This window comes from Streptomyces sp. NPDC090083, from assembly GCF_044747445.1.
In the GTDB taxonomy this organism is placed as follows: Bacteria; Actinomycetota; Actinomycetes; order Streptomycetales; family Streptomycetaceae; genus Streptomyces.
Map to the genome: position 1 here is coordinate 165,679 of NZ_JBIVED010000009.1, position 26,576 is coordinate 192,254.

Here is a 26,576-nt window from a genome sequence, read left to right on the forward strand (position 1 = left end):
GAGGTGTGATCTCTCAACAACCCCGCCCGCCAGTCCGGTTGGCCGGGGCGAGAGTCGGCGCGAAGGAGCAGAGGCAGCAGGATGCCGTACCAATACGACCCCGCCATCGAGACGGCACCCCGACCTGCCCGGCAAGAACTGGCACGCCGCTGCCAGGCCATCACCGACGCCCGCTGGTTCGCCCTCACCGTCTTCGGCGTGATCCTCGCCAACGCGGCCCTGCTGGGCATCGAGACCTACCCGGGCCTGGTCGCCGAGTGGCGCCACTGGTTACGGCTCGCCGAGCATGCCTGCCTCGTCGCGTTCACCGTGGAGATCCTGATCCGTCTGGCCGCCCACGCGGACCGCCCCCGCGACTTCGCCAAGGACCCCTGGAACCTCTTCGACCTGGCCGTCGTCCTGTGCGCGTTCCTGCCCGTCGTACGCGAGAACACCACGGTCCTACGACTGCTGCGCCTGGCTCGGGTCCTGCGCACCGCCCGCTTCCTGCCCCAGCTGCGGGTCGTCCTGGTCGCCGTCGCCCGCAGCCTGCCCGGCACGCTGAGTTTCCTGCTCGTCGGCGGCCTCGTGCTGTACGTCTACGCGATGGTCGGCTGGGTCTTCTTCGGCCGCCACGACCCCGAGCACTACGGCTCGATCGGCCGCGCGGTCCTCACCCTGTTCCTGCTGATGACCCTGGACGGCATCGGTGACGCCGTCCACACCGGCCTGGAGATCTCCCGCTGGAGCCTGCTGTACTACGCCTCGTACGTGCTGCTGGCCTCGTTCGTCCTGGTCAACGTCCTGATCGGGGTGGTTCTCACCTCCCTGGACGACGCTCGGGAGACGGAGCGGGACGAGCCGCCGCGGCGGCCCTCGCCCGACTCGGCCGTCTCTCCCGACGAGGACGGCCGCCTGCTGCTGGAACGCGTCGCCGCCGCCCGCCGGGCCCTCGACGACCTCGAACGGGACCTCGCCCGGTCGGCCGGCCCGGCCGTGGACGAGCGGCGACCCGTGGTGTGAGACAGCCCTGCACCGCACATCCGGACGTACGGCACATCGGGCCGCAGGACACCTGGGACTGCCGAAGGCGCGGGGTGTCGGGGCGGGCAGCCGTCACCCGCGCCCGCGCCCCGCGCCGAAGCACCGCCCGTGAAACGGCCGAGCGACCTGCGCCGTTCGGCCCGGACCGCATGGCGGTGCGTCGGCGCGAAACCGGTCGAGGTCGCTCGGCGGCGTGGTGCTCAGTACTGCTCGGTCTCCACGAAACCGGCGTCCACGTCGTCGTCGGCACCATAGGTGTCGGCGGCGGCCGCCAGGTTCAGTCCGGGAGGGCTGTCCTTCAGGGCCAGGCCCATGCCGGCCAGCTTCTCCTTGACCTCGTCGATGGACTTCGCACCGAAGTTGCGGATGTCCATCAGGTCGGCCTCGGAACGGGCGAGAAGCTCGCCCACCGAGTGGACGCCCTCGCGCTTGAGGCAGTTGTACGAGCGGACGGTGAGTTCCAGCTCCTCGATCGGCAGGGCGAGGTCGGCGGCGAGGGCGGTGTCCACAGGGGACGGGCCCATGTCGATGCCCTCGGCGTCGATGTTCAGCTCGCGGGCGAGACCGAACAGCTCCACCAGGGTCTTGCCGGCCGACGCCATGGCGTCACGCGGACGCATGGCCTGCTTCGTCTCGACGTCGACGATCAGCTTGTCGAAGTCGGTGCGCTGCTCGACACGGGTCGCCTCGACCTTGTACGTGACCTTCAGCACGGGCGAGTAGATCGAGTCGACCGGGATGCGCCCGATCTCCTGACCGACCTGCTTGTTCTGGACGGCGGAGACGTAGCCGCGACCGCGCTCGACGGTCAGCTCCATCTCCAGCTTGCCCTTGCTGTTGAGCGTGGCGAGGACGAGGTCGGGGTTGTGCACCTCGACACCGGCCGGGGGCGCGATGTCGGCGGCGGTGACCAGACCCGGGCCCTGCTTGCGCAGGTACATCACGACCGGCTCGTCGTGCTCCGAGGAGACGACCAGCTGCTTGATGTTGAGGATCAGGTCGGTGACGTCCTCCTTGACGCCCGGCACGGTGGTGAACTCGTGCAGGACACCGTCGATCCGGATGCTGGTGACAGCAGCGCCGGGGATCGAGGAGAGGAGCGTGCGACGCAGGGAGTTGCCGAGGGTGTAGCCGAAGCCCGGCTCCAGCGGCTCGATGACGAACCGGGAGCGGAACTCGTCGACGACCTCTTCGGTGAGGGACGGACGCTGAGCGATCAGCACGTGGTGTTGCCTCCAGTAATGTGGCGCCCGCTATGTGACGCCGTGGACACCACGAAGCGTACGGGGCGGCGCGGGGGATACGGTCTTCGCCGTGGCCGAACCGCCTGTTTGCCCGACGCGGCGAAGAGGCTATCGCGCTTTTCCCCCCGCCACTGCCGACCGCGGATCACCGTACCCGTGCACGGCCGACCGCCGGTACGCAATAAGCCTTGCTGGCGATGCGGAACGCCGTCCAGGACCGGCCGGTGCCGGAGCAGCCGCCGAGCGGACCACCCGGCGCGTACCTACCGGCGGGCCGGGTCGGCGCGGGAATCAAAAGGGGACCGCAGACGCTGTGACCTGCGTGAAGAAGATAGGTTTCCTTTCGTTCGGTCACTGGTCGCCGAGTCCGCACTCCAAGACCCGGTCCGCGGCCGACTTCCTGCACCAGTCGATCGATCTCGCCGTCGCCGCCGAGGAGTTGGGCGCGGACGGCGCGTACTTCCGCGTGCACCACTTCGCGCAGCAGGCGGGCAGCCCGTTCCCGCTGCTCTCGGCGATCGGGGCACGGACCTCGAAGATCGAGATCGGCACCGGCGTGATCGACATGCGCTACGAGAACCCGCTGTACATGGCCGAGAACGCGGGCGCCGCCGACCTCATCTCAGGCGGCCGGCTCCAGCTCGGCATCAGCCGCGGGTCACCGGAGCAGGTGATCGACGGCTGGCGCTACTTCGGTTACGCGCCCGCGGAGGGCGAGACCGGCGCGGACATGGCCCGCCAGCACGCCGAGGCGTTCCTCAAGGTGATCGAGGGCGAGGGCTTCGCACGGCCGAACCCGCGGCCGATGTTCCCCAACCCGCCGGGACTGCTGCGCGTCGAGCCGTACTCCGAGGGGCTGCGCGACCGGATCTGGTGGGGCTCCAGCTCGAACGCGACCGCCGTCTGGGCCGCGACGCTGGGGATGAACCTGCAGAGTTCCACCCTCAAGGACGACGAGACGGGCGAACCGCTGCACGTCCAGCAGCGCAAGCAGATCGAGGCGTACCGCGAGGCCTACAAGGAGGCGGGCCACACACGTGAGCCGCGCGTGTCCGTCAGTCGCAGCATCTTCGCCCTGACCAACGACATGGACCGGGCCTACTTCGGCCAGGACCGCGAGTCGCGGGACCAGATCGGCATGATCGACGACACGACCAGGGCGATCTTCGGACGCTCGTACGCCGCCGAACCGGACGTCCTGGTGAAGCAGCTCCGCGAGGACGAGGCCGTCCAGGCCGCGGACACCCTCCTGCTGACCGTCCCGAACCAGCTCGGCGTCGACTACAACGCCCATGTCCTGGAGAGCATCCTGACCCAGGTGGCACCGGAACTCGGCTGGCGCTGAACGCCGGCACGGAAACGCCGGTGGCGCCCCGCGACACAGACGCTGTCGCGGGACGCCACCGGGTGGACGGGGTACGGAAGGTCAGGCGCCGCGCTGGACCGGGCCGATCTGGGTGCCCGCGGCGACCTTGAGCCGGCCCTCGGCGAAGGACTTGCCGGGGATCTGGCCGCCGCCCGGGGTGCGCAGCGTGAACGACGCCTCGTTCGCGGCCTTGCTCCGGGCGTTGTTCGGGACCTGGATGTCGAAGTGGACCGGGTGGCCCGGACCGAAGGTCACGGCGGTCCGCTGGCCTCCGTAGCTGTGCGGGGTGACTCCGGTGCGCGTGCCGTGGTCGGTGAAGCGCACGTCGGTGGGCGAACCGGCGAGCTTGCACGACGCGTAGCCGCGCGGCGCCGTCAGGGTGACGCGGTAGTGGCGGTGTCCCGCGCTGGAGGTGTCCGCGGTGATCTTCGCGGTGTGGTTGGCCGGTCGGCAGGCGGAGGGGGCGGCGCTCCCGTTCGCCGCCGGTGCCGCCTGCGCGATCCCCGCTCCTCCGACGCCCGCCAGGACGGCGGCGGCGACGAGGCTGACGGCGATCTTCCGGTTGGTGCGCATCAAGAACACTCCTTGCGTTGTTCTATGCCCCTGACGGGTGTTCGCCGTCAGAAACATGGTCAACGCCCATCCTGCCCTCACATCGCTATGCAAAATGTCCTGGTTGAGCGACAGTTGCCCCAAAGCTTCCCCAAGCATCGCCACAGTCCTCGAACTACCAGACGGAATCGCCCAGTTGCCCGTTCCCTGGTCGGGCGGCGAATGAAGCGTCTTGGTTCCCGCACCCGAGCGAAACGCGCCCCCGTGCGCCGTCGGACGGAAATACCCGCGCAATTTCCGATGCGCGGGATGCGAAGAGCGTGGACCAATCCAGAAGCGCGGGCAGTTTCGGATCAGAGGTGAGCGGGCCGGGAAAGCCGGCGCTTATCTCGGAGGCTGAATCGCATGATCACCTTGATTCTGATCGGTTTGCTGGGCGGCCTGATCACGGCGGTGTCGCCGTGCATCCTGCCCGTGCTGCCGGTGGTGTTCCTCGCGGGAGGACCCGGAGGACCGGGAGGATCGAGTGGTCCCGGAGCGGCGAGCGGCCCAGACGGTAGGACGGGTCAGGCGGGTCGGGCGGGTCAGGCCGGTGCGGAGCCTCGGCCGGGGCCTTCGCCGGGGGAGTCGCCGGGCGGGGACGTGCTCGTGGCCGAGCCGGTACCGGCCCGGCAGGCGCCCAACCGGCGGCCGTACGCCGTGGTCGCGGGGCTCGTGCTGAGCTTCAGCTTCTTCACCCTGCTCGGGGTGACGATCATCTCCGCGCTCGGTCTGCCCGACGACATCCTGCGGTACGTCGGCCTGGTGATGCTGGTCCTGATCGGCCTGAGCCTGGTCTTCCCGCCGGTCGAGCGACTGCTGGAGCGGCCGTTCGCGCGGATTCCGCAGCGCCAGGTCAACAAGGAGGGCAGCGCGTTCTTCCTGGGCCTCGGGCTCGGGCTGCTCTACGTCCCGTGCGCGGGTCCCGTGCTGGCGGCCATCACGGTGGCCGGCGCGCGCGGTGAACTCAGCCTGGGCATCGTCGCGTTGACGGTCTCGTTCGCCGTCGGTACGGCGCTGCCCCTGCTGGTGTTCGCGCTCGCCGGACGGCGCGTGGCCGAGCGGATCGGCGCTTTCCGCAAGCGTGCCAGGGGGCTGCGGATCGTGGCGGGCTGCCTGATGATGGCCCTCGCGCTCGCCCTCGCCTTCAACGTCACCGACGCGATCCAGCGGTCCCTGCCGGACTACACCTCGGCGGCGCAGAAGAAGATCGAGGACAGTGACGTGGCCCGGCAGAAGCTCTCGGGTCTGTACGACGACTCCAACAAGGAGCTGTCGCGCTGCGAGGACGGCGTCGACGAACTGCGCTCCTGCGGGCAGGCACCACCCATCGCAGGGATCGCGAAGTGGCTCAACACCCCTGGTGGGCAGCCGGTCGACCTGAAGAAGGAGCGCGGCAAGGTCGTACTGATCGACTTCTGGACCTACTCGTGCATCAACTGCCAGCGCAGCCTGCCGCACATCGAGGCATGGAACCGCGCCTACAAGAGCGCCGGTCTTGAGATCATCGGGGTCCATTCGCCGGAGTTCGCCTTCGAGAAGAACGCCTCCAACGTGGCGGACCAGGCACGGAAGCTGGGCGTCACCTATCCGGTGGCCCTCGACAACAAGCTGACCACCTGGGACAACTACCGCAACCGGTTCTGGCCGGCCAAGTACCTGATCGACGCCAAGGGCACGGTGCGCTACTTCAAGTTCGGCGAGGGACAGTACGCGCAGACCGAAGACCTGATCCGCACGCTGCTCAAGCAGGCCAACCCCAGCGTCCAACTCCCCCCGAAGACAGACCAGAAGGACAATCAGCTCACCAAGGGCCGCACCCCGGAGACGTATCTGAGCAACCTGCGCATCAGCGGCTACGTCGGCGACCCGCTCCTGTCCGACAAGGCCAAGGTGTACCGCTTCGCCAGTGACATCCCGGTCAACCGGCTCTCGCTGGACGGTACTTGGACTGCCGGATACCAGTACTTCACGGCGGGCGACCATGCGCGGCTCGCCTTCACCTACCGGGCCAGGAACGCCAACGTCGTTCTCGCGGGCAAGGGTTCGGTCACGGTGCTGGTCGACGGCAAGGCGGTGAAGACGATCCAGGTCGAGGGAACACCCACCCTGCACCGGCTCGTCGACGACGGCACCGCCCGCACGGCACACCTCGAACTCCGGTTCACGCCAGGCATCCAGGCGTACTCCTTCACCTTCGGATGAGCCGTCCAGGCTGAACAGCCGTCCGCCCCAGGCCGCTTCAGGTGCCTGGGGCGGACGGCTGTTTCATGCGGTGACCTGCCTGCTCCTGGGCTCGCTACCGCTCCTGCCGCGGCTGCTGCTCCAGCTCCCGCTTGAGGTTGCGCAGGGTCGTCTCGATGTTGCGGGACTGGTAGTCGGCGAACGTCTTCCCCGAAGTGACGGCCCGGTCAAAGGCGTTGGCCACGAAGGTCGGCCAGCCACGCCGGTCGTCGGTCCAGGTCTCGGTCACCCGGGTTCCGTCGCCGGCCGGTTCGAAGCGGTACTCCCAGGTGGCGATCGGACCGCGCAGACGCGGACGGCGGCGCCCGATCGCGTGGACGCGGAAGGCGAAACGCCTGCCGGGGTCGGCCGCGGTGACCGTGCACCGCGTGACCCAGCGGAACCGGCCCCGCTTGTTGCGCCCGACGAACGTGGTGCCCAGCGTCGCGGCCTCCCCGCCCGCCGGGTCGGCCGTCGTACCCAGGTTCTCGGGACTCCAGCGACCCATGTCGGAGGGGCGGCTCACCGCCTGGTAGACGGCCTCGGGGGAGACGTCGACGACGATGCTGCCGCTCACGGTGAACAGACGGGCCACGGGACTGCCTCTCGCCGGAACCTGAAGCTACTGATGAGTAAGAATCATGGCAGGTCCTCGCGGGGTGGTGAAGCGCGGGGGTGCCACCGGGGTGAGGAGCGGACAGGGGTGAGGGGCGGACAGCGGTAAGAGACGGACAGCGGTGAAAGGCGGACAGCGGTGAAAGGCGGACAGCGGTGAGGGGCGAGGCCATGGGCGCCTCGCCCCTCACCGTCTCCCGTTTCCCCGTCACAGGAGCCGGACGGCCCGGCACCTCGACATCAGGTACCCGGCCCGCTGGTGGTCCCTCGGTCGGTGGTCCGTCAGCTGGTGGGCATCAGGACGGTGTCGACGATGTACACGGTGGCGTTGGAGGTCTTGACGTCGCCGCAGACCACCTTGGACGAGCCGTTGACGGTGTAGGACTCACCGGAACCGGCGGTGGTGAGCTTGGACTTCTCCAGGGTGGTGAAGGAGCCCTTCTCCAGCTGCTTGGGGGTGAGTTGCTGGCCGACGACGTGGTAGGTGAGGATCTTCGTCAGCTGGGCCTTGTCGTTGAGGACCTTGTCGAGGGTGGCCTTCGGGATCTTGGCGAAGGCGTCGTTGGTGGGCGCGAACACCGTGATGTTCTGGGCGTTGTTGAGGGTGTCGACAAGCCCGGCCTTCTTGACCGCGGCGACCAGGGTCGACAGGGCCGGGTTGTTGGACGCGGCGGTGGCGACGGGGTCCTGAGCCATGCCGTCGAAGGAACCGGAACCGCTCTTCGGCACCGCGGAACACCCCGGCCCGAACGGCTGACCGGACATCGTGGCACCGGCACCGGTCATGCCGTTGTCGGTCGCGGACGCGGACGCCTTGGCGGAGGAGTCGGACTTCGCGGAGTCGCTGTCGCTGCTGCCGCAGGCGCTGAGGGCCAGCGGCAGAACCGCGGTCGCGGCGAGGACGACGGCGGTACGGCGGATACGGATGCGGGGGGTCATGGTGTGTCTCCTGTTGCTCGTGCGGCGCATGCCGACGGAGGGGGTGAGGAAAGTCGTTCGTGGTCAGCCGGGCCGACTCGTCGAGTTGCCCGCGCCGAGGTACCGGAACCGCCGTGCGATGACCGCACCGTGCGCATTCCGGACCGGGGGAACTGCTCGTCGTCGGTCACGTGGGGAATCCGATTCCGAAAGCCCGCCGGATTGGCCGTCTGCCCGATCTGATGAATTTTTCTTCCGGACCAATCCGGGGGCGGAGCGGCTACGGATAAGTGGCTTCCGGAATTGCCGTAGCCGAGCAATGGGAAAGGAATTACGGCTTCCGGAGCATCGTTCCCACCGCACTCGGGCACTCAGGCACTCGGCGAGAGCCCGGCGGACAGCGGACCACGACCACCCCCGCCGACCACGGCGACCAGGTCCCGACCGCACCCCGAGCCTCATCGCGGCGCGGGCGACACGCCTGGCACTCGCGGTCGTTACCCGTCCGGAGAGTCGTACTGAGGTGGCGGGAGAGCCGTGATGAGGCAGTTTCCCCTGGAGGCGCTCGACCTGGCGCCCGGGCGGTTGGTGGAGTGGCGGCTTCGCCGGACGGGGGAGCGGGGTGGCGGGGGCGGTGAAGGGCCGCTCAGGCAGGCCTCGTTCAACCAGGACAAGCACTTCACCGTCGCGGAGGAGGGCCGGCGCGAGGACGACGAGTTCTCGTCCTGGCTCGCCGTCACGTTCGAGGTGCCGGGCGCTCTCGACCGGCGGGCACTGGAGTCCGCGCTGCTGCACTTCGCACGGCGGCACGAGGTGCTGCGGTGCGAATTCCGGCGCCTGGCAGGGGAGTTGGCCTGCGAACCGCTGCGGCCCGAGGACATCGGCCTGACGGCGGTCGACGTAGGGGAGTTCGAATCCACCGAAGAACTCCGGACGTTCCTGGGGGACAGTTTCAAGGAGCGCATCGACACGCTCTCGTGGCCGCTGTTCCTGATGGGAGCCGTGGTCCGCGACGACGTCTCGACGGTGTATCTCGCCTTCGACCACATCGTGTGCGACGGAATGTCGATGCCGAACGTCGTCAGCGACGTCCGTACCGCGTACACCTCCTACGCGGCCGGACGTGCTGTCGTGCTCCCGGCCGCCGGAAGCTATCTGGACTTCGCGCAGGAACAGCGCCACCACTACCTGTCCATCAGCGCGTCGGACGGCCGGCTGGACCACTGGAAGTCCTTCATCGCACGGAACGGCGGCTTCTTCCCGCGGTTCCCGCTCGACCTCGGCATCGAGCCCGGCCGCACCTATCCCACGGTCAACGAGGCGGGCCCACTCCTCGACGCCCGGCAGACCGCCGAGTTGGAGAGCCGCTGCCGTGTCGTGGACGGGAAGGCGTTCATGGGGGTGCTGGCCGCCGTGGCGATCGCGCTGCGGCAGGCCGGTGGCCCCGGTGTCTACCGCGGGCTGATGCCGGTCAGCGAACGCGGCCGGGGCGACTGGCTGCACTCGATGGGCTGGTTCGTGAACACCCTGCCCATCGAGTTCTCCGTGGCCGAGGACGAGGACTTCGCCGAGGTGATGGCCAACGTGCGGGCCGGTTTCGCGGAGATGCTGCGCAGCGTTGACGTACCGTTCGTCCGGGTGTGGGAACTGCTCGCGCCGGCCGAGTTCGCCCTGCGCACCTGGCCGTTCCCGGTGAACTTCTTCTCCTATGTCGACATGCGCAAGTGCCCGGGCGCGGAGCACCACGAGGACTGGCGGCCCACGGCGCACGTCTGGGCGTCACGCTCCAACGGGACGTCGTCCTGGTTCCAGCGGGACACCTCCGGCCTGCACATCAACTCGATCTACGCCGACACCCCGCGGTCCCGCCGCACGATGACCGACCTCCGCAGGAGGCTGCGGCGCGTCCTGCTGGAGATCTCACGCGGCGGCACGATCCCGGTCCAGCGGCACGGGGATGAGGAAATTCTGCATACCCGCGCGTATTCAAGGTAGGAGCGAGGGGGAGAGACGGCGGAGGGCCGTGGCCGGGAGTGGCGGCCGGTGGACGCGGAGTGCTCGCGGGCCCGGGGCACCCGGTGTCCACCGAATCTTGAGACACGCTTTACGCGCCGCACGCAACTGCCGCCCCCGCGGTCTCTGTCTGACAGTGAGTCGGGCCCGTCAGGGCCGGGGAACCAAGAGAGAGCGGGGCACGTCGTGGGACGGCGCAAGGGCAGCATAGGGATCGCACTCGTCACGGGTGCGGTGCTGGTGGGCGCGAGCGCCTGCGGCGGGGGCGGGGGTGGCAGCGACAAGGCGAGCGGCGACGACGCGAAGGCGTCGGGCAAGGCGACCGTGAGCGCCTCTCCGTCGCCGACGAAGCCCGCGGGCCCGCCGATGCTGCTGGACACGATCACCCCGCAGGCCGGCACCACGGTCGGCGTGGCCATGCCGATCTCGGTGATCTTCACCAACCCGGTGTCCGCGAAGGCGCGTGCCACCGTCGAGAAGCACATGAAGGTCAGCGCCTCGCAGTCGGTGGTCGGCGCCTGGCACTGGATGGGCGACCGGCGCGCCGACTGGCGCCCGAAGACGTACTGGCCCTCCGGCACGACCGTGAAGATCGACGCCGACATGACCGGCGTCAGCAACGGCAACGGCCGCTACGGCGTGCACGACTACACCCACACCTTCAAGGTCGGCGACGACGTCCGCGCGGACGTCTCGGTCACCGGCCACACCATGAAGGTGACCAAGAACGGCCAGGCCGTGCGCACCCTGTCGATCAACGCGGGCAGCGCCCAGTACCCGACGTGGGACGGCACGATGGCCGTCATCGACAAGCAGGAGAAGGTCCACATGACCTCCTGCAGCGTCGGCATCAGCTGCGACAAGGGCAGCCCCAACTACTACGACCTGACGCTGCCCTGGGACATCCACCTCACCCAGTCCGGCACCTACGTGCACTACTCGACCGGGGACCCGAACCCCGGCACCGGCAGCGCCCGCGGCTCGCACGGCTGCGTCCACCTGTCGCTGTCGGACGCCAAGTGGTTCTACGGCCAGGTCAAGCAGGGCGACCCCATCACCATCACCGGCTCGCCCCGCGGCAAGGCCCCGGCCGACAACGGCTACGCCGACTTCAACCTCGACTGGTCCCAGTGGCTCTCGGGCAGCGGCTCCGGCGAGGGGACGACCGCCGCGCTGTGACGCACCGCGCCGACGACTCGGGGCCGCCCCTCGCTGCATGGGCGGCCCCGAGTGCGCTGGTCACCGTACAAAGAAGACCCGAAGGGATTCCTCGGACAGTCGTTCCGGGACCGCCGTGAGACGGGCCGGGGTGACTGTCCCTACGCCCAGCAGCCGTTGACCGTGGCGGCGAGGCCGTCGAGGGCGTCCTTCGTGGCGTCCGGCGCCGCCGTGGAGTTGTTCTCGATGAACGAGAAGATCTTCCAGCGCCCGTCCGCGGCCTTCGTCAGACCGCTCAGTGCGATCGCGCCGGTGAGCGTGCCGGTCTTGGCACTGACCTTTCCTACGGCGCACTTCGAGTCCGCCGTGTCGAAGCGGCCCCACTCCGGGCCCAGCGTCGAACCCGCCTCGCCCGAGACGGGCAGCCCGTCGACGATGTACTTCAGGGTCGGGGCGTTGGCCGGGTCGTCGGCCAGGTCCAGGATGTCGGCGATCGTCTGTGCCGGGATCCGGTTCGAGCGGGACAGCCCGCTGCCGTCGTGGATCTCGTAGTCGGTCAGCGACACGCCGTACTGCGCGAGGATCTGACGGACGACCGCCGTACCGTCCTCGAAGGTGGCCGGACGGCCGGCGCCGAGCGCGGTCATCCGGAGCAGGGTCTCGGCGATGTCGTTGTCACTCACCTTGAGCATGTGCTCCACGACGGCCGACAGCGCCGCCGAGTCGTGCCGCGCCATGGGGACGGACTCGGTGCCCGCGGTGGCGTGCGCGACAGTCCCGGTGACCGTCATGCCCTGCTTGGCGACGAGCTTCGCGAAGATCTGACCCGCGTCCAGCGACGTGTCCGTGACATGGCGGCCGTCGACCACCAGTGCCCGTACCGGCGCCACGGAGTCCGGGTAGTAGCCGTCGTTCCAGCCGGTGGCGAGCGTGGGCGCGGGGAAGAGGCTGTCGTCGACCGCCACCTTCACCGACGTCAGGCCCGCGTCCTTCAGGCCCGCCACGGCAGTTGCCGCCATCGCGGTGAGGTCGGCGGTCGTCAGCGTGCGGTCCCCGCCACCGACCAGGAGGAGGGTGCCGTCGTCGTAGACGGCCTTCGTGGTGAAGCGGTGATCGGGGCCGAGGATCGTCAACGCGGCCGTGGACGTGCCGAGTTTGGTGTTGGACGCGGGCATCAGTGCCGTGGTTGCGGCATGGCCCCAGATCGGCGTCTTCTCCGTGGAGTCGATGACGACACCGCTGAACGTGCTGCCCAGACGGGTGTCCTGAACTCGGGCGTCTAGTTTGTCGGCGATCGTCTGCTCCGCCGGGTCGAGCGTCGCGGTGCCTGCGGTCTGCCCGGCGGCGAAGGCGGAGCCGCCGAACAGGATCGTGCCGGCGACGGGTGCGGCCACGACGACGACGGCGGCGCGGCGGAGCGCCGGACTGAGGGGTCTCCTCCTGCGGTGGCGTCCGCTGGTGCCGTCTGTGGAAGGGGAGTTGGGCATGGAGGCCTCGCCGCGGGATATGTGGGTGGGGGATGAGAGCCAGTGGATCACGCAAAGGAAACTAACAGTCTCGCGGGTTCCGCCGCCGGGCGATCAGCCATGCCGTGCCCTTGGCGCGCATCGAAGTGCCCGCGGGGGACAGGCGGGAGTTCGGGACGTGCGCCAGCGTCGGCTCTCGGTGCACGGCGCCGTGGATCATGTGAAATGGGCTGAAACCAGGAGGTGTTCGCGTGACGGGGGTGGCTCGCGGGAAGAGTTTCGGGGCCGCTGCGGAATTGTGAGGTGCGAGGCAGACATGCATGGGCCGTACAGGGGCACGCGAGGTTCGTCCTGTTCTCCAGCTAAGGCGGCACCGTGGCTACCTCCGTGAACGCCCTCGCGGCACCTGCTCCTGTCCGCGCGGGAGCCCCGGAGCCCGTCGACGACCTGCCGCGGATCAAGGACGGCGCCAAGGTCGCGCCCAAGGACGCCCGCGCGCTCTCCAAGCTCTTCCTTGAACGGCTCCAGGAACTGGAGGAGGGCACCCGCGAGCACAACTACGCGCGGAACACGCTCATAGAGATGAACCTGTCCCTGGTGGCCTTCGCGGCCCGCCGGTTCCGCAACCGGGGCAGCGGTGACATGGAGGACGTCATCCAGGTCGGCACGATCGGGCTGATCAAGGCCATCGACCGGTTCGACCTGACCCGCGAGGTCGAGTTCACCTCCTTCGCGATCCCCTACATCCTCGGTGAGATCAAACGGTTCTTCCGCGACACCACCTGGGCCGTGCACGTCCCGCGCCGCCTCCAGGAACTCCGGGTCGACCTCGCGAAGAGCAAGGAGATCCTCGCCACCGAGCTGGGCCGCGCCCCCACGGTGAAGGAGCTCGCCGCCCGGCTGGAGCTGTCCGAGGACGAGGTCATCGAGGGCCTGGTCGCCGCGAACGGCTATGTCGCCGGCTCCATCGACACCCCGAGCGGCGACCACGAGGCCGACAGCGCGCCGAAGTACGCCGACACGATGGGCGACGACGACCCGGCGATGGAGCTCTTCGAGGACCTGCACACGCTCGCCCCGCTGCTCCAGCAGCTCGACGAACGGGAGCGCGCCATCCTGGAGATGCGCTTCGGCCGGGAGATGACCCAGGCGGAGATCGGCCGCGAGCTGAACCTCTCGCAGATGCACATCTCGCGCCTCCTCAACCGCACCCTGGCCAAGCTGAAGACCGGCCTGCTCCCCACGTGATCCCCACGCCCGACAGCCTCCACCCCGCGCGGCCCCGAAAGGATCACTCCGCATGAGCACCACGAGCACCGACCACGATCCCCTGCACCAGCCCGCCGCACCGATCGTGACGGAGCCGGTCCCCGACCTCCAACTCCAGCTGCTGGTACGGCTGATCGCCCAGGACGCGCAGGCGGCCCTGCCCGTCACGCTCACCGCCGGAGGACTCGTTCTCCACGGCGACCTGATCTCCCACGAGGCGTGGACCACCGAGTGGGCGCGCAGCCTGCACGGCATGGAGGGCTCCGGCGCGCAGCTGCTGGCGCGGTTCCCGCAGCAGGTCGACGAGGTCGTCGAGGACCGACAGGGCAAGGCCGTCCCACAGCGCCTGCCCCAGTGGATCCATCTGCGGGAGGCCACCGCGGTCACCGGAGGCGGCGGCAGCGTCGTCATGCCGCTGTGGCGCGGACGGCTCACGGACGTCACCGGCTGGTCCCTCGGCAAGCCGCAGCAGGACTGAACGGATGGATCGGCATGGGGGCGCGACGGGTGGCGCGGGCCGGTCGTGATGTCGGCGCCCGGCTGCGGGTACGACCAGCACGGCTACCCGGACGACATCCTTGCCGTCCGCCGTCCGCCGTCCGCCGTCCGCCGTCCGCCGTCCGCCGTCCGCCGTCCGCCGTCCGCCGTCCGTCATCCGTCATCCGTCATGAGCCGGCGCTCGGCCCGGTGACCCGCCAGCAACGTTCCCCGACCCACCACCGAAGAGCAGCCGTGACCCAACTCGCCATCCGTACCCGGACCACACCCGCGGGTCCCGTCCTCGAACTCGCCGGGGAACTCGACTACGACAGCGCCGCCGAGGTGCGCGAACTGCTCCCCGGGCTGGCGCTCCAGGGCGGCCGGCAACTCGTCGTCGATCTGGCCGGTGTCACCTTCTGCGACTCCAGCGGCATCACCGCCCTGCTCGCGGCCCGCAACCACGCCGTCGCCGAGGGGGCCACGATCAGGCTGGCGGCGGTCCCGGCGTACATCAGCCGCATCTTCCGCATGGTCGGCCTCGACCATGTCTTCCCCACCCACCCCACCGCCCAGGAGGCGGAGGCGGCCTGGACACCGCCGGCCGCACACCCCTGATGCGTCAACGGGCCAGGTAGAAGCGGATGGTGGTGCCGTCCGGAGCCGTGTGGACGCGGACGAGATCGGAGACATGGTGCACCAACAGCAGCCCGCGTCCGCCGGGTTGGTCGCGTGACGCCGGTCGCCGGCCGGCCAGCGCGTCGATGAACCGGCCCCGGTCGTGCACCTCGCAGACGATCCGCTCGTCCTCTGCCCAGATCCGCAGGGTCCCGCAACCGCCGCCGTGCAGCACGCTGTTGGTGGTCAGTTCCGCGACGGCCAGCGTCAGATCCTGCAGCCGTACGCCCGCGAGCCCCAGCCGCTCGGCCTCCTGCACCGCGAAATAACGGGACTTGGGGAGTTCGCCCGCGTCGAACGCGATGGAGGCGGCGCCCGGGGGATGGGGGAGCGGCTCGTTGCAGCGGGCGAGCGCACCCTGTGGATCGTAGGCGTCGCTGGGCAGTTGAGCGCCCTCGTCGATGAGTACCGGATGCGTGGCGCGGGCGTCGGCGAGCACCTCGGGCGCCAGCCGGTCGGCGTCGTACGGGCACAGGATCGTCACGTCCCGGTCCGCGAACGCGGAGTTGACGAGCGCCTCGTGCTGTACGCACGCCGGGTACTCGACGGCGCTGCGGCCGGGCCACACCGGTTCCCCGACGATCCGCACCCGGCGGTCGGCATGGGCGTCGGCGAAGGCCCGCAGCACGCCCGGGATGAGCCGGCCGGGGTTGCGCCCGATCTCGGTGATGTCGAGGAACCGCACGGCGTCGGCGCCCGCTCCGAGCCCGGCCCTGATCAGGTCGAGGTGCGGGCCGGGAACGGCGACCGCGACGGCCTCCCCGGTGGCCAGCCCGTCCCGCAGGAACGGGACCGTACCGGCCGTGTACTGCTCCTCGCCCCGGTAGAACAGGGCGGGATGCGCGAACGGTCGCCTCTCGGTGGCCGTACTCATCGCACCGCCACCTCGATCCTTGTCGGGTCGCGGCCGAGCATGTCCACGACGTGCGATGACAAGGCGGACGGCGGTCACCGCACCGGCATTCTACGGGGACGGCGGAAACGGGGTGGGGGTACCGACAGATTGTCGGTACCCCCACCCCGCGATGGTCCGGGTGCCGGTCAGACGCGCGGGTTCCCGTAGTAGCCGCCGACCTCGTTGTGGTACACGGAGTCACCGACGTGCTTGTCCTTGTCGAACTCCGGAGCGTTCTTGATCTCTTCCTTCGTACGGCCGATGTAGATCGTCCGCTCCGCGACGTCGATGGACGCGATCGTCCCGACGGGCAGCAGCACGTGTTTGCCGAAGATCCACACGCCGGTGTCGACCACGATGTACATCGCGCCGACGTCCTCGGAGTGCTTGTCGACCTTGCCGATCGAACCGTCGCTCGCCTCGACCTTGTATCCGGTCAGATCGGTACCGGCCTGGTGACCCGACTCCGCCAGGTAGGCCCACATGTCGTCCGTCATGTCACAACCTCACTTCAGGGTGGGGAAAATATCGAGGAACGTCCAATTCCGTTAATTCCGCCAGCTCGCGAGTTCCACGACTTCCGCGAGTTCCGCGGGTTGCGGGAGTTCCCGCGAATTCGTGGAATTCAGCGCGGAGACGTGTCCGCTACCAGCGGTACCAGCGTCCTCGACGGCCACCGGCGCCCGGCGAACGCGCCACAAAGCCCACCAGCCACAGTACGAGCACGACTATGGCGACCCACCAGAGAATCTTGACGGCGAATCCGACACCGAAAAGAAGCAATGCCAACAGAAGAACCAGGATCAAGGGAACCATGTTTATCGACCTCCAGGCGTCCGAGTGCCCGGCCGGAAATAAATCATGCGCCCGAGTCGGTGACACGACGCGAGAGGGAGGAGAAGGCCTGCTCGCGGTCCTTTTCCGCAGCGCGAATCCGCCTACGGAGCGGGCCTGTCGAGGTCGAGCCGTCCGACGCGGGCCACGTTCTCCCGGTCCTCGGCGTCCGTGCTGGGCTCCGCCGCGAACCAGGCGTCGAGGGTCTCCTTGAGCAGCGGCTCGGACGTCAGCCTCAGGCTGAGCGCCAGCACATTGGCGTCGTTCCAGCGGCGCGCACCGTCCGCCGTACCGGCGTCCGCGCACAGGGCCGCCCGCACCCCCGGCACCTTGTTCGCGGCGATCGACGCGCCCGTCCCGGTCCAGCAGCACACGACCGCCTGGTCCGACGCCCCGTCGGCGACCTCACGCGCCGCCACCTCCGAACACACCGCCCACCGCGCGTCGTCCCCGGGCCGCAACGCCCCGTGCACCACCACCTCGTGACCCCGGCCACGCAACTCCAGGACGAGCGCCCGGGCCACGGGTTCGTCCATGTCCGAGGAAACAGAGATCCGCATGCACCGGAGGCTACTCAGCCGATGAGCGCGACGCCATCCCGCACCCCGCACAGCAAGCGACCCTCGCCGAGCCAAGAACACCCGCACTCCTACGACTTGACGGCGACCGGTGCCGTCACGACCGGCGCGTGCTCAGCGGACGACGTCGAGGACGTTCAGCTGCAACCCGTTGGCATACACCGCGTGCTCGACCAGCTTCAGCTTCCGCGTGTCCTGGTCGGTCGCGGGGAACAGCCGCTTTCCGGCGCCGAGCAGCAGCGGGTAGACGAGCAGGTGGTAGCGGTCGACCAGGCCCGCGTCCGCGAGGCCGTGGTTCAGGGTCGCGCTGCCGTGGACGGTGATCGGGCCGCCCTCGGTCTCCTTGAGGGCGGCGACCTCGTCGAGGGAGCGCAGGATCGTGGTCTCGCCCCAGTCCGCCACGAGGTCGTCGTCGGTGAGGGTGCTGGAGACGACGTACTTCGGCAGACTGTTGTAGTGGGCGAAATCCTCCATTCCCGGCCAGACCGGGCTGAACGCCTCGTAGCTGGTCCGGCCCATCAGGATCGCCGTGGACTCCAGCTGCTCGCGCCCCTTGATCTCGTAGGCCTCCGGCAGGAAGTCGACCTCCTTGAAGGTCCATCCGGCGTTGCGGTAGCCGGGCTCGCCGCCCGGGGCCTCCATGACGCCGTCGAGGGAGAGGAAGGCGGTGCTGATCAGGGTGCGCATCGTGGGTCCTCGGGTGGGTGCTCTGTGTGCGGGCCACTCCAGGATCCAGCCGACAAAAATAATTGTCAAGGAGGAGGAAGTTGTCGGACGGGCATGGTCTCGGTCAGCCGGGTAGGGGCAATGCCGTGACCAGGGGCAGGAAGGGGGTTCCCGCATGGCCGGACTGGCGGTCCCGATGTGGGACGTGAGCAATGGGCAGGGGCTGCGCCAGCTGTCCGAACTGGGGCTGGCGCTGCTGCTGTCGACCCTCATCGGCTGGGAGCGCGCGTCGCAGCAGAAGAGCGCCGGGCTGCGCACGCACACCCTGGTCGGGATCGCCAGCGCGCTGATGATGGAGGTCTCCCAGCACGGCTTCAGCAACGTCCTCGGCCTGGACAACGTCTCCTTCGACCCCTCGCGCGTGGCGGCCCAGATCGTCTCCGGCATCGGCTTCATCGGCGGAGGCCTGATCTTCGTGCGCCGGGACGCGGTCCGCGGACTGACGACCGCCGCCACCATCTGGCTGACCTGCGCGGTCGGCATGGCCTGCGGCGGCGGACTGCCGATCCTGGCGCTGGCCACCACCGCCGTGCACTTCCTCGTCGTACGCGGCTACCCCCTGCTCTTCGCGCACATGATGCCCGGCGTCGACCCGGCGACCTTCGAGGTGCGGCTGACCTACCGCACCGGCATGGCGCTGCTTCCCCAGCTGATGGAGACCTGCACGCGACGGGGCTTCCGCATCCAGGAGGTGAAGGTCGACCGCCTGCCCGAGCGTGCCGATCCGGCCGCGCAGGTCCTGCTGCGGCTCGAAGGGACCGCCGACGCGGGGCAGTTGACGTCCGACCTGTTCCAGAACGAGGGCGTGACCGAGGTCGAGCTGACGGCCGCCACGGACGACGAATAGCGCGTCCGCCGAGCGGAGCGGGCGGTCTCAGCAACAGCTATACATGATGCGTATACGTCGCGTGTATAGTCCGGGGTCATGGCAACAGCGACCGCGTCCTCCCGGGACACTCCCGTCACCGTCCTCGCCGTCCTCACCGCGACCGCGGCCTTCGGGCTGCTCCTCGGCTGGGCGACGTACAGCCTGCACGGCACGACACCGCTGCTGGAGCGGGCGACCAACTCGGTGTCCGCCTGGATCATCTGGACCGCCGCGGCCGGCGCCCTGATCCGGTCCCGGCCGGTCGCCGTCTGGGGCGGGGCGCTGATGATGCTCGCCACCTGCGTCGGCTACTACACCGCGTCGACCCTCGGGGACACCTTCGGCGCCGGCGGGCTCGGCACCGCCGCCGTGTGGTCGGTGGCCGGGCTGGCCGGCGGACCGCTGCTGGCGTGGGCCGGGTGGACCGTGCGGCGCGGCCCTGAGCGCGTGCGGCCGGTGGCCGGGGCGGTCGTGGCGATGGTCGTCCTGGGGGAGGCGCTCTGGCTGGGCCTCACGCTCCACTACTGGGCCGAGGCGGTCGCCTTTCTGGCCATCGGCACCGGGCTCGTCGCGTTCCTGACCGGCTACCTGGCGCGCGCCGGAGTGCGGCGCGCCTGGCTGTGCGCCGTGCTCGCACCCGTGGGCGGTCTCGTCTTCCACGCCGCGGAGAAGGGCATCCTCGACGGCCTCCTCGGGTCGGTGTGAACCGGCGGACTCACGGCACCGGTCCCGTCGTCCCCTGATCGTGCGCGCCGCTCCACTCGCGGTACGCGGCCACGGCCGTCGGCAGGGTCGGGAAGATGCGGTCCGTGCCGACCGAGTCCACCAGGCCGTACGTCCTCAGGTCGGCCAGGAGGTCCTGTTTGACCCGGGCGAGGGCGAACACGACGCCCCGGCGGGCGAGTTCGCGGCGGAGTTCGTCGACCGCGTCCAGGGCGGTGATGTCCACCTCGACATTGGCCTCGGCGTTGAGCACGAACCAGCGCACGGGGACCGCCTGTTGGGCTACGGCGGCCAGGGCGCGGCGGCGGAAGTCCTCCGCGTTGGCGAAGAACAGCGGTGAGTCGTAGCGGTAGACGAGCAGCCCGGGGACCGTGCGGGCCTGCGGATAGTCGTCGACGTCGTGCATGCCCGCCAGGCCCGGGACCAGGCCCTCGACGGCGTCGTGCGGACGGGCCACCCGGGTGAGGAGTTCGGCCACCGACAGGCCCACGGCGACGATCACGCCGTAGAGGATGTCGAGGGCCAGGACTCCGGTCAGGCAGCCCAGGGCGAGCAGGAGTTCGCGGCGGCGGAAGGCGGCCAGGCGGTGGAAGCCGGTGAGGTCGATCATGCGGACGGCCGCGTAGACGACGAGGGCGCCGAGGACCGCCGAGGGCGTGCGGGACAGCAGGGGGCTCAGGAACAGCAGGACCGCCAGGACGACCGCTCCCGCGATCAGTGAGTACGCCTGGCTGCGGGCGCCCGCCGAGGCGGCCAGCGCGGTACGGCTGGCGCTGCTGCTCACCGGGAAGCCGTGGAGCGCCCCGGCGCCGAGGTTGGCCGCGCCCAGGGCCAGGAACTCCTGGTCGGCGTCGAGGCCGGGGGCCTCGTCGTCCTCGTCGCCGCCGGTGAAGGCCCGTGCGGTGAGGATGAAGTCGGTGTAGGCGACGAGCAGGACCCCGAGTGCGGGCAGGACCAGGTGGGGGAGTCGGGTGAGGTCGGGCAGGCCGAACGTGGGAAGTCCCGCCGGGACGTGGCCGATCACCTTGATGCCGTAGCGGTCGTCCAGGTCGAGGACGGCCACGGCAGCTGTGCCGAGCACCAGGGCGAGCAGCGGTCCCGGCACCATCCGGGACAGCCGCGCCACCGTGAACAGGAACGCGAGCGTGACGGCGGCGAACAGCACGGTGGGCACGTGGAGTTGGGGCAAGTGCCGCAGGAAGGACCAGAGTTGGGGGAAGAACTCCGAGCCGGTCGTGGACACCCCGGTGAGCTTGGGGAGTTGGTCCACGATCATGATCAGGGCCACTCCCGCCAGGTAGCCGATCAGGACCGGGCGGGAGAGGAGGTCGGCGACGAAGCCGAGCCGTACCGCCCATGCGGCGAGGCAGAGGAGGCCGACCGTCACCGCGAGGGCGGCGGCCAGCGTGGCGTAGCGGTCCGGGTCACCGGCGGCGAGCGGGCCCACCACCGTCGCCGTCATCAGCGCGGTCGTCGACTCGGGGCCGACCGAGAGGAGCCGGGACGAGCCCAGTACGGCGTACAGGGCGAGCGCGGGCAGGATCCCCCACAGCCCGGCGACCGGCGGAAGGCCCGCCACCCCGGCGTACGCCATGACCTGCGGCACGAGGTACGCGGCGACCGTGACCCCGGCCAGCAGATCGCCGCGCAGCCAGGCGCGCCGGTAGCCGGCCAGGGACGCGATGCCGGGCGTCAGGCGCCGCCACTGCAGGGCGCGCCCGCCGGGGGACACGGTGTTCCTCGGCCCGGCCGCCTCAGAGGCTCGCCGCGTGGTCGGGGACGTAGGTCTGCAGATCGCGCGGCGGTCGTACGTAACCGGTGGACGGCGGGCGGGCCGGGAGTTCGAGGACCGGGGGCGCCACCTCGTGGTAGGGGAGGGAGCCGAGGAGGTGGGCGATCATGTTCAGCCGGGCCCGGCGCTTGTCGTCGCTCTCGACGACGGCCCAGGGGGCCTCGGAGACGTCGGTGTGCACCAGCATCTCGTCCTTCGCCCGCGAGTACGCCTCCCAGTGGGTGATGGACTCCAGGTCCATCGGCGACAGCTTCCAGCGCCGCAGCGGATCCTCCAGCCGCCGCCGGAACCGGTCCTGCTGCACCGAGTCGCTCACCGAGAACCAGTACTTGCGCAGCACGATCCCGTCCTCCACCAGCATCCGCTCGAAGATCGGGCACTGGCGCAGGAACAGCTGGTACTCCTTCTCGGTGCAGAAGCCCATCACGCGCTCGACACCGGCCCGGTTGTACCAGGAGCGGTCGAACAGGACGATCTCGCCCGCGGCCGGCAGATGCTCGACGTAGCGCTGGAAGTACCACTGGGTGCGCTGGCGGTCGGTCGGCTTCGGCAGTGCGGCGATGCGTGCCACCCGGGGGTTGAGATGCTCGGCGACCCGCTTGATGGTGCCGCCCTTGCCCGCCGCGTCCCGGCCCTCGAAGACGATCACCAGCCGGGTGCCCTCGGCCCGCACCCACTCCTGTAGCTTGACCAACTCCGTCTGCAGGCGCAGCAGTTCGGTCTCGTACTTCGCACGCGGCAGCTTTTTCGCCTTCTTGTCGGCCATGCCGCCTCAACCCCTCGATGACGTGCGCTGTTTCCCGTGTCCAAGGTCGAACACCTGGACGCCACCGTACTGACCGGCGGCGGAGCGCGCACGCCGGGTGCCCGCTCCGCCGGGTTTGTGGCGGGCGGCAACGGCAACCCGGACTCTGTGACAGCGATGACCACACAACAGGAACTCGTCCGTTTCCTGGAGGACCGCTTCGCCTGCGCACAGGCCTGCACCGACTGTTCGCGGGCCCTTGTGCTGCGCGTCAGCCGCACGGATCCGGACGCCACCGACCACGAGTCACTCGTACGGCACAAGGCGATGCTGTGCGCCGAGGTGTGCGACGCGACCTGCCGGATGCTCGCCGAGCAGAACCTCCAGGAGGAGCCCGCCCTGCGCCTGCAGACCAAGTGGTGCCTGCTCGTCTGCCTGGAGTGCGCACAGGTCCTCGACGCCCGGCCCGGCGCCGAGGCGGACGCCCAGGCCTGCCGGGACTGCGCACAGGCGTGCACGGAGTTCCTGGCGACACTGAACTGACGGCGCCCCGCGCCCTCTTGAGGGGCATTGCCGCCTCGCCATTCCCTATTTCTGGAACACGTTCTACGGTGTGCGCCGTCAGGACCGGCCTTGGGGAGCCTGGAGGCGCCGTGCATCTCGACTACACGCCCGAGCAGCAGCGGCTGCGCACCGAACTGCGCGCCTACTTCGCCGAGTTGGTGCCCGACCACGCCTACTCGCGCTACGCCGACCCGGCCGCCCAGAAGCGCTTCTACCGCGAGACGATCCGGCGGCTCGGCGCGGACGGCTGGCTCGGGGTCGGCTGGCCCGAGGAGTTCGGCGGGCGCGGGCTGACGCCGATGGAACAGTTCATCTTCTTCGACGAGGCCGCGCAGGCGGGCGTACCGCTGCCGCTGATGGCCCTCAACACCGTCGGCCCGACGATCATGCGGTTCGGCACCGACGAGCAGAAGGCGTACTTCCTCCCGAAGATCCTCTCGGGCGAGATCGACTTCGCGATCGGCTACAGCGAACCCGAGGCCGGGACCGACCTGGCCGCCCTGAAGACACGTGCCGTACGGGACGGCGACGCGTACGTCGTCACCGGCCAGAAGATCTGGACCACCAACGGCGACACCGCCGACTGGGTCTGGCTCGCCGTCCGCACCGACCCCGAGGCCCCGCCGCACAAGGGCATCACCATGCTCCTCGTCCCGACCTCCGACCCCGGCTACACCTGCACGGTGATCAACACCCTCGCCTCGCACGACACCACCGCCAGCTACTACGAGAACATCCGCGTCCCCGTCACCCGCCGCGTCGGCGAGGAGAACCAGGGCTGGCGCCTGATCACCAACCAGCTCAACCACGAGCGCGTCACCCTCGCCGCCCACGGCACCATGGCGATCCGCGCCCTGCACGACGTCCAGCACTGGGCCATGGAGACCAAGCTCGCCGACGGCCGCCGCGTCGTCGACCTCCCCTGGGTCCGCCGCCTCCTGGCCCGCACCCACGCGAGGCTCGACGCGATGAAACTCCTCAACTGGCAGATGGTGAACGCCGTCCAGGAAGGCACCCTCACCCCCCAGGACGCCTCCGCCGTCAAGGTCTACGGCTCCGAGGCCCGCCGCGACGCCTACGCCTGGCTCATGGAGACCGTCGCCGCCGCCGGCGCCCTGAAGGAGGGCTCGGCGGGCGCCGTCCTGCACGGCGAACTGGAACGCGGCTACCGCTCCGCCGTGATCTTCACCTTCGGCGGCGGCAACAACGAGATCCAGCGGGAGATCATCTCCTGGATCGGGCTGGGGATGCCGAGGGTCCGGCGCTAGCGTCCGCCGCCCAGGCCGGGGTCACCCGCCGCACGCTCCGCACCCGCGGACGTCCCCCGTCAACCGCGCGCCACGGGCACCCCGTTGCGCTGTGGTCCCACCCACGCGCCCGAGCGCCTCCCGCCACGGCATATTCTCCGGGCAGTGCGACGGCACGAGCCCGCGGCCGTACAAAGTCGGACGATCGCTCGCCATACTGGACGAGCCAGGGGAGGGCGGGACGAACACCGACGGGGGCGAGCGCGCGAGATGGGGGACAGCAGGCTGATCCAGGGGCGCTACCGGCTGCTCGAACTGATCGGGCGCGGCGGCATGGGCGAGGTGTGGCGCGCCCGGGACGAGTCGCTCGGGCGGCATGTCGCCGTGAAGTGCCTGAAGCCGCTGGGCCCGCACCACGACCAGTCGTTCACCGGCGTGCTGCGCGAGCGGTTCCGGCGCGAGGCCCGGGTGGCGGCGGCCCTGCAGCACCGCGGCGTGACCGTCGTCCACGACTTCGGCGAGTCCGACGGCGTCCTCTACCTGGTGATGGAACTCCTCGACGGCCGCAACCTCGGCCAGCTCATGGAGGACAACGAGCAGCGACCGCTGCCGGTCGGTGACGTCGTCGACATCGCCGAACAGGTCGCCTCCGCCCTCGCCTACACCCACCAACAGGGCATCGTGCACCGGGACCTGAAGCCCGCGAACATCATGCGGCTGACCGACGGCACGGTGAAGATCTGCGACTTCGGCATCGCCCGCCTCGGCGCCGACATCGGCTTCACGTCCCGGCTCACCGGCACCGGCATCGCGATGGGCACCCCGCACTACATGTCGCCGGAACAGATCAGCGGGTCGGAGGTCGACCAGCGCTCCGACCTCTACTCCTTCGGCTGCGTCCTGTACGAACTCGTCACCGGGGCACCGCCGTTCGACCTCGGCGATGCCTGGGCCATCCTCATCGGCCACCGCGACACCGCACCCACCCCGCCCCGTACCCGGCGCTCCGACGTGCCCGAGTACCTGGAGAAGGTCATCCTCGACCTGCTGGCCAAGCTCCCGGAACAGCGTCCCTACGACGCCCGGGAGGTGGGGCGCCGGATCGGCCTGGGCCGTACGACACCCCTGTACGTGCCGACCGTCGTGACCCCGCAGCCCCGACTCCGCCCGGCCGAACCGGAGCCGGCCGAACCAGCGGCGGGCGAACCGGCGGCGGGCGAGGCGCGGCTGCCGTCCTGGACGCGCGGGATGACCACCGGCCACAAGGCGACCGGCGCCGGACTGCGCACCACCCCGCCCGACGCCGGAGCCGGCCTCACCGGTGAGTGGATCGCCCGCCCCACCACCGGCCACGCCGAGGAACCGGTGCCCGGGTCCGCCTCCGCACCGTCCCGGGAGATCCTCGACGGCCTGGCCGGACGCCACAACGCGGGCCTGAGCCTGGGGCGGCTGGGCCGCTGGGCCGAGGCGGGCGAGGTGCACCGCGCGGTCGCCGACGAACGCCGGAACCTGCTGGGCCCGGACCACCCCGACACCCTCGCCAGCCACTACGAACTCGGCTTCACCCTCAGCCGCACCGGCCACCCGGCCGACGCGCTGCGGGAGTACACCCACGTGGCCCGCGTCCGGGAAGGGGCGTTGGGCGCCGAGCACGCCGACACCCTCGCCGCCCGGCAGGAAATCGCCTACGTCCTGGGCCAGTTGGGCCGCCACTTCGACGCACACCAGGTGTACACGTCCGTGCTCGCCGCCAGGGAGCGCACGATGGGCCCCGACCACCCGGACACCCTGCGCTGCCGGCACAACCTCGCCTTCAACCTCAGCAGACTCGGCCGCCTGGAGGACTCGTACCGGATGGCCCGCGAGGTCGCCGAGGCCCGCGCCCGCGTGCTGGGCCCCGACCACCCCGACACCCTCGTCACCCGCTACGAAGTCGCCTACGCACTCGGCCAGTTGGGCCGCTGGCCCGAGGCCCTGCAGACGTACGGCGACGTCGCCGAGGCCCGCGCGCGGGCACTCGGCCCCGACCACGCCGACACCCTCGCCGCCCGCTACGAGATCGGCATCAGCCTCGGCCGGCTCGGCCGCAGCGCCGACGCCCTCAAGCTCTACCGCGACCTGATCGACGACCGCACCCGCGTCCACGGTCCCGCCCACCCCGAGACCCTCCGCGCCCGGCACGGCCTCGGCGTCAACCTCGGACGCCTCGGCCGCTGGGAGGAGGCACTCGCCGAGTCCCGGGACGTGTGCGCCATCCGTGAGCGGGTCCTGGGCGCCGACCACACCGACACCCTGGTCAGCCGCCGCGAGGTCGCCGTGGGCCTCGGCTGGCTCGGCCGCTGGGCCGACGCCCTCACCGAGTACCGCCGGGTGGCCACCGCCCGCGAGCGCGTCCTCGGCGCCGACCACACCGACACCCTCGCCAGCCGCAACGACGAGGCCCACTGCCTGGAACAGCTCGGCCGGGGCAAGGAGGCGGCCGAGCTGTACCGCCGGGTGGCGGCACTGCGACAGGGCGGGGCACCGGGCGGCCACTGAGAGCGGCGCCGCCACGCCCGCCGCG

Annotated in this window: 25 protein-coding genes; 13 read left to right on the plus strand and 12 right to left on the minus strand. The window is 70.3% G+C overall.

Features of this window, described 5'->3' with window-relative positions; translation table 11 throughout:
• The first annotated feature begins 81 nt into the window (after nucleotides 1-81).
• Entirely contained in the window at nucleotides 82-1,002 is a 921-nt protein-coding gene (locus ACIPTO_RS29395; protein ID WP_401197065.1) for an ion transporter, read from the plus strand.
• A 221-nt stretch (nucleotides 1,003-1,223) separates the two neighbouring features.
• Here the strand turns inward: ACIPTO_RS29395 and ACIPTO_RS29400 are convergent, their stop codons facing one another.
• A complete protein-coding gene (locus ACIPTO_RS29400) occupies nucleotides 1,224-2,246 on the minus strand; it encodes a DNA-directed RNA polymerase subunit alpha (protein ID WP_266774792.1) in 1,023 nt (340 codons plus the stop codon).
• A gap of 343 nt (nucleotides 2,247-2,589) precedes the next feature.
• Between ACIPTO_RS29400 and ACIPTO_RS29405 the strand changes: the two genes are divergently transcribed.
• The gene (locus ACIPTO_RS29405) at nucleotides 2,590-3,612 is read left to right on the plus strand and encodes an LLM class flavin-dependent oxidoreductase (RefSeq protein WP_366325556.1); all 1,023 of its coding nucleotides are present in this window, start codon (nucleotides 2,590-2,592) and stop codon (nucleotides 3,610-3,612) included.
• A gap of 81 nt (nucleotides 3,613-3,693) precedes the next feature.
• Here ACIPTO_RS29405 and ACIPTO_RS29410 read toward each other — a convergent pair whose 3' ends face one another.
• The gene (locus ACIPTO_RS29410) at nucleotides 3,694-4,206 is read right to left on the minus strand and encodes a DUF4232 domain-containing protein (protein WP_366325554.1); all 513 of its coding nucleotides are present in this window, start codon (nucleotides 4,204-4,206) and stop codon (nucleotides 3,694-3,696) included.
• Between the two features lie 627 nt (nucleotides 4,207-4,833).
• Here ACIPTO_RS29410 and ACIPTO_RS29415 point away from each other — a divergent pair.
• Entirely contained in the window at nucleotides 4,834-6,429 is a 1,596-nt protein-coding gene (locus tag ACIPTO_RS29415; RefSeq protein WP_401197068.1) for a cytochrome c biogenesis protein CcdA, read from the plus strand.
• 94 nt (nucleotides 6,430-6,523) lie between these two features.
• Here the strand turns inward: ACIPTO_RS29415 and ACIPTO_RS29420 are convergent, their stop codons facing one another.
• Both ACIPTO_RS29420 and ACIPTO_RS29425 read right to left on the minus strand, forming a co-directional pair.
• Complete coding sequence (locus ACIPTO_RS29420) at nucleotides 6,524-7,042, minus strand: SRPBCC family protein (protein ID WP_401197071.1); 519 nt, start codon at nucleotides 7,040-7,042, stop codon at nucleotides 6,524-6,526.
• Nucleotides 7,043-7,344: 302 nt separating this feature from the next.
• Nucleotides 7,345-8,001 carry a fasciclin domain-containing protein gene (locus tag ACIPTO_RS29425; RefSeq protein WP_401197073.1) on the minus strand — a complete coding sequence of 219 codons (657 nt, stop codon included), beginning with the start codon at nucleotides 7,999-8,001 and terminating at the stop codon, nucleotides 7,345-7,347.
• 519 nt (nucleotides 8,002-8,520) lie between these two features.
• Between ACIPTO_RS29425 and ACIPTO_RS29430 the strand changes: the two genes are divergently transcribed.
• Both ACIPTO_RS29430 and ACIPTO_RS29435 read left to right on the plus strand, forming a co-directional pair.
• Nucleotides 8,521-9,975 carry a condensation domain-containing protein gene (locus ACIPTO_RS29430; protein WP_401197075.1) on the plus strand — a complete coding sequence of 485 codons (1,455 nt, stop codon included), beginning with the start codon at nucleotides 8,521-8,523 and terminating at the stop codon, nucleotides 9,973-9,975.
• Between the two features lie 204 nt (nucleotides 9,976-10,179).
• The gene (locus tag ACIPTO_RS29435; RefSeq protein WP_366325544.1) at nucleotides 10,180-11,172 is read left to right on the plus strand and encodes a L,D-transpeptidase; all 993 of its coding nucleotides are present in this window, start codon (nucleotides 10,180-10,182) and stop codon (nucleotides 11,170-11,172) included.
• Between the two features lie 140 nt (nucleotides 11,173-11,312).
• Here the strand turns inward: ACIPTO_RS29435 and dacB are convergent, their stop codons facing one another.
• Nucleotides 11,313-12,638 (minus strand): D-alanyl-D-alanine carboxypeptidase/D-alanyl-D-alanine-endopeptidase, encoded by a 1,326-nt coding sequence (gene dacB, locus ACIPTO_RS29440; RefSeq protein ID WP_401197078.1) that lies wholly within the window; start codon nucleotides 12,636-12,638, stop codon nucleotides 11,313-11,315.
• Nucleotides 12,639-13,004: 366 nt separating this feature from the next.
• Here dacB and ACIPTO_RS29445 point away from each other — a divergent pair, with 366 nt between their 5' ends.
• The 3 genes from ACIPTO_RS29445 to ACIPTO_RS29455 all read left to right on the plus strand — a co-directional run bounded on the left by ACIPTO_RS29445 (nucleotide 13,005) and on the right by ACIPTO_RS29455 (nucleotide 14,981).
• Nucleotides 13,005-13,865, plus strand: coding sequence for a SigB/SigF/SigG family RNA polymerase sigma factor (locus ACIPTO_RS29445; RefSeq protein WP_366325675.1), 861 nt, complete (start codon nucleotides 13,005-13,007; stop codon nucleotides 13,863-13,865).
• A 52-nt stretch (nucleotides 13,866-13,917) separates the two neighbouring features.
• Nucleotides 13,918-14,364: a hypothetical protein gene (locus tag ACIPTO_RS29450; RefSeq protein WP_366325540.1), complete on the plus strand. Its 447-nt coding sequence runs from the start codon at nucleotides 13,918-13,920 to the stop codon at nucleotides 14,362-14,364.
• A 254-nt stretch (nucleotides 14,365-14,618) separates the two neighbouring features.
• A complete protein-coding gene (locus tag ACIPTO_RS29455) occupies nucleotides 14,619-14,981 on the plus strand; it encodes an STAS domain-containing protein (RefSeq protein WP_401197081.1) in 363 nt (120 codons plus the stop codon).
• Between the two features lie 4 nt (nucleotides 14,982-14,985).
• Here the strand turns inward: ACIPTO_RS29455 and ACIPTO_RS29460 are convergent, their stop codons facing one another.
• The 5 genes from ACIPTO_RS29460 to ACIPTO_RS29480 form a co-directional block, all read right to left on the minus strand.
• The gene (locus ACIPTO_RS29460) at nucleotides 14,986-15,915 is read right to left on the minus strand and encodes an anti-sigma factor RsbA family regulatory protein (RefSeq protein ID WP_401197084.1); all 930 of its coding nucleotides are present in this window, start codon (nucleotides 15,913-15,915) and stop codon (nucleotides 14,986-14,988) included.
• A 167-nt stretch (nucleotides 15,916-16,082) separates the two neighbouring features.
• Nucleotides 16,083-16,433: a PRC-barrel domain containing protein gene (locus ACIPTO_RS29465; protein ID WP_366325534.1), complete on the minus strand. Its 351-nt coding sequence runs from the start codon at nucleotides 16,431-16,433 to the stop codon at nucleotides 16,083-16,085.
• A gap of 148 nt (nucleotides 16,434-16,581) precedes the next feature.
• Nucleotides 16,582-16,752 (minus strand): hydrophobic protein, encoded by a 171-nt coding sequence (locus ACIPTO_RS29470; RefSeq protein ID WP_366325532.1) that lies wholly within the window; start codon nucleotides 16,750-16,752, stop codon nucleotides 16,582-16,584.
• 122 nt (nucleotides 16,753-16,874) lie between these two features.
• Nucleotides 16,875-17,330, minus strand: a complete 456-nt coding sequence (locus ACIPTO_RS29475) for an RpiB/LacA/LacB family sugar-phosphate isomerase (RefSeq protein ID WP_401197087.1) — start codon at nucleotides 17,328-17,330, stop codon at nucleotides 16,875-16,877.
• A gap of 132 nt (nucleotides 17,331-17,462) precedes the next feature.
• Nucleotides 17,463-18,035 carry a dihydrofolate reductase family protein gene (locus ACIPTO_RS29480; RefSeq protein WP_366325528.1) on the minus strand — a complete coding sequence of 191 codons (573 nt, stop codon included), beginning with the start codon at nucleotides 18,033-18,035 and terminating at the stop codon, nucleotides 17,463-17,465.
• Nucleotides 18,036-18,189: 154 nt separating this feature from the next.
• On the opposite strand from ACIPTO_RS29480, the gene ACIPTO_RS29485 reads away from it, so the two are divergent.
• Both ACIPTO_RS29485 and ACIPTO_RS29490 read left to right on the plus strand, forming a co-directional pair.
• On the plus strand, nucleotides 18,190-18,921 hold the full coding sequence (locus ACIPTO_RS29485; protein WP_401197089.1) for an MgtC/SapB family protein: 732 nt from the start codon (nucleotides 18,190-18,192) through the stop codon (nucleotides 18,919-18,921).
• 78 nt (nucleotides 18,922-18,999) lie between these two features.
• A complete protein-coding gene (locus ACIPTO_RS29490; RefSeq protein WP_401197091.1) occupies nucleotides 19,000-19,647 on the plus strand; it encodes a DUF6518 family protein in 648 nt (215 codons plus the stop codon).
• 10 nt (nucleotides 19,648-19,657) lie between these two features.
• On the opposite strand, the gene ACIPTO_RS29495 is transcribed toward ACIPTO_RS29490, so the two are convergent.
• Both ACIPTO_RS29495 and ppk2 read right to left on the minus strand, forming a co-directional pair.
• Complete coding sequence (locus tag ACIPTO_RS29495) at nucleotides 19,658-21,397, minus strand: SulP family inorganic anion transporter (protein ID WP_401197094.1); 1,740 nt, start codon at nucleotides 21,395-21,397, stop codon at nucleotides 19,658-19,660.
• A gap of 22 nt (nucleotides 21,398-21,419) precedes the next feature.
• Nucleotides 21,420-22,223: a polyphosphate kinase 2 gene (ppk2, locus tag ACIPTO_RS29500; protein WP_366325522.1), complete on the minus strand. Its 804-nt coding sequence runs from the start codon at nucleotides 22,221-22,223 to the stop codon at nucleotides 21,420-21,422.
• Between the two features lie 156 nt (nucleotides 22,224-22,379).
• Here ppk2 and ACIPTO_RS29505 point away from each other — a divergent pair, with 156 nt between their 5' ends.
• From ACIPTO_RS29505 to ACIPTO_RS29515, 3 genes are all read left to right on the plus strand, one after another.
• A complete protein-coding gene (locus ACIPTO_RS29505) occupies nucleotides 22,380-22,745 on the plus strand; it encodes a ferredoxin (RefSeq protein ID WP_366325671.1) in 366 nt (121 codons plus the stop codon).
• A 110-nt stretch (nucleotides 22,746-22,855) separates the two neighbouring features.
• A complete protein-coding gene (locus ACIPTO_RS29510; protein WP_401197097.1) occupies nucleotides 22,856-24,034 on the plus strand; it encodes an acyl-CoA dehydrogenase family protein in 1,179 nt (392 codons plus the stop codon).
• Nucleotides 24,035-24,283: 249 nt separating this feature from the next.
• Nucleotides 24,284-26,551: a tetratricopeptide repeat protein gene (locus ACIPTO_RS29515; protein WP_401197100.1), complete on the plus strand. Its 2,268-nt coding sequence runs from the start codon at nucleotides 24,284-24,286 to the stop codon at nucleotides 26,549-26,551.
• Nucleotides 26,552-26,576: the final 25 nt, after the last annotated feature.

Bases quoted from the DNA above. Each gene is read 5' to 3' on its own strand.
- ACIPTO_RS29480 (WP_366325528.1), bottom strand. From the start codon at position 18,035: ATGCGCACCCTGATCAGCACCGCCTTCCTCTCCCTCGACGGCGTCATG.
- ppk2 (WP_366325522.1), bottom strand. From the start codon at position 22,223: ATGGCCGACAAGAAGGCGAAAAAGCTGCCGCGTGCGAAGTACGAGACC.
- ACIPTO_RS29395 (WP_401197065.1), top strand. From the start codon at position 82: ATGCCGTACCAATACGACCCCGCCATCGAGACGGCACCCCGACCTGCC.
- ACIPTO_RS29505 (WP_366325671.1), top strand. From the start codon at position 22,380: ATGACCACACAACAGGAACTCGTCCGTTTCCTGGAGGACCGCTTCGCC.
- ACIPTO_RS29485 (WP_401197089.1), top strand. From the start codon at position 18,190: ATGGCCGGACTGGCGGTCCCGATGTGGGACGTGAGCAATGGGCAGGGG.
- ACIPTO_RS29465 (WP_366325534.1), bottom strand. From the start codon at position 16,433: ATGACGGACGACATGTGGGCCTACCTGGCGGAGTCGGGTCACCAGGCC.
- ACIPTO_RS29490 (WP_401197091.1), top strand. From the start codon at position 19,000: ATGGCAACAGCGACCGCGTCCTCCCGGGACACTCCCGTCACCGTCCTC.
- ACIPTO_RS29450 (WP_366325540.1), top strand. From the start codon at position 13,918: ATGAGCACCACGAGCACCGACCACGATCCCCTGCACCAGCCCGCCGCA.
- ACIPTO_RS29470 (WP_366325532.1), bottom strand. From the start codon at position 16,752: ATGGTTCCCTTGATCCTGGTTCTTCTGTTGGCATTGCTTCTTTTCGGT.
- dacB (WP_401197078.1), bottom strand. From the start codon at position 12,638: ATGCCCAACTCCCCTTCCACAGACGGCACCAGCGGACGCCACCGCAGG.
- ACIPTO_RS29410 (WP_366325554.1), bottom strand. From the start codon at position 4,206: ATGCGCACCAACCGGAAGATCGCCGTCAGCCTCGTCGCCGCCGCCGTC.
- ACIPTO_RS29475 (WP_401197087.1), bottom strand. From the start codon at position 17,330: ATGCGGATCTCTGTTTCCTCGGACATGGACGAACCCGTGGCCCGGGCG.
- ACIPTO_RS29430 (WP_401197075.1), top strand. From the start codon at position 8,521: ATGAGGCAGTTTCCCCTGGAGGCGCTCGACCTGGCGCCCGGGCGGTTG.
- ACIPTO_RS29515 (WP_401197100.1), top strand. From the start codon at position 24,284: ATGGGGGACAGCAGGCTGATCCAGGGGCGCTACCGGCTGCTCGAACTG.
- ACIPTO_RS29460 (WP_401197084.1), bottom strand. From the start codon at position 15,915: ATGAGTACGGCCACCGAGAGGCGACCGTTCGCGCATCCCGCCCTGTTC.
- ACIPTO_RS29425 (WP_401197073.1), bottom strand. From the start codon at position 8,001: ATGACCCCCCGCATCCGTATCCGCCGTACCGCCGTCGTCCTCGCCGCG.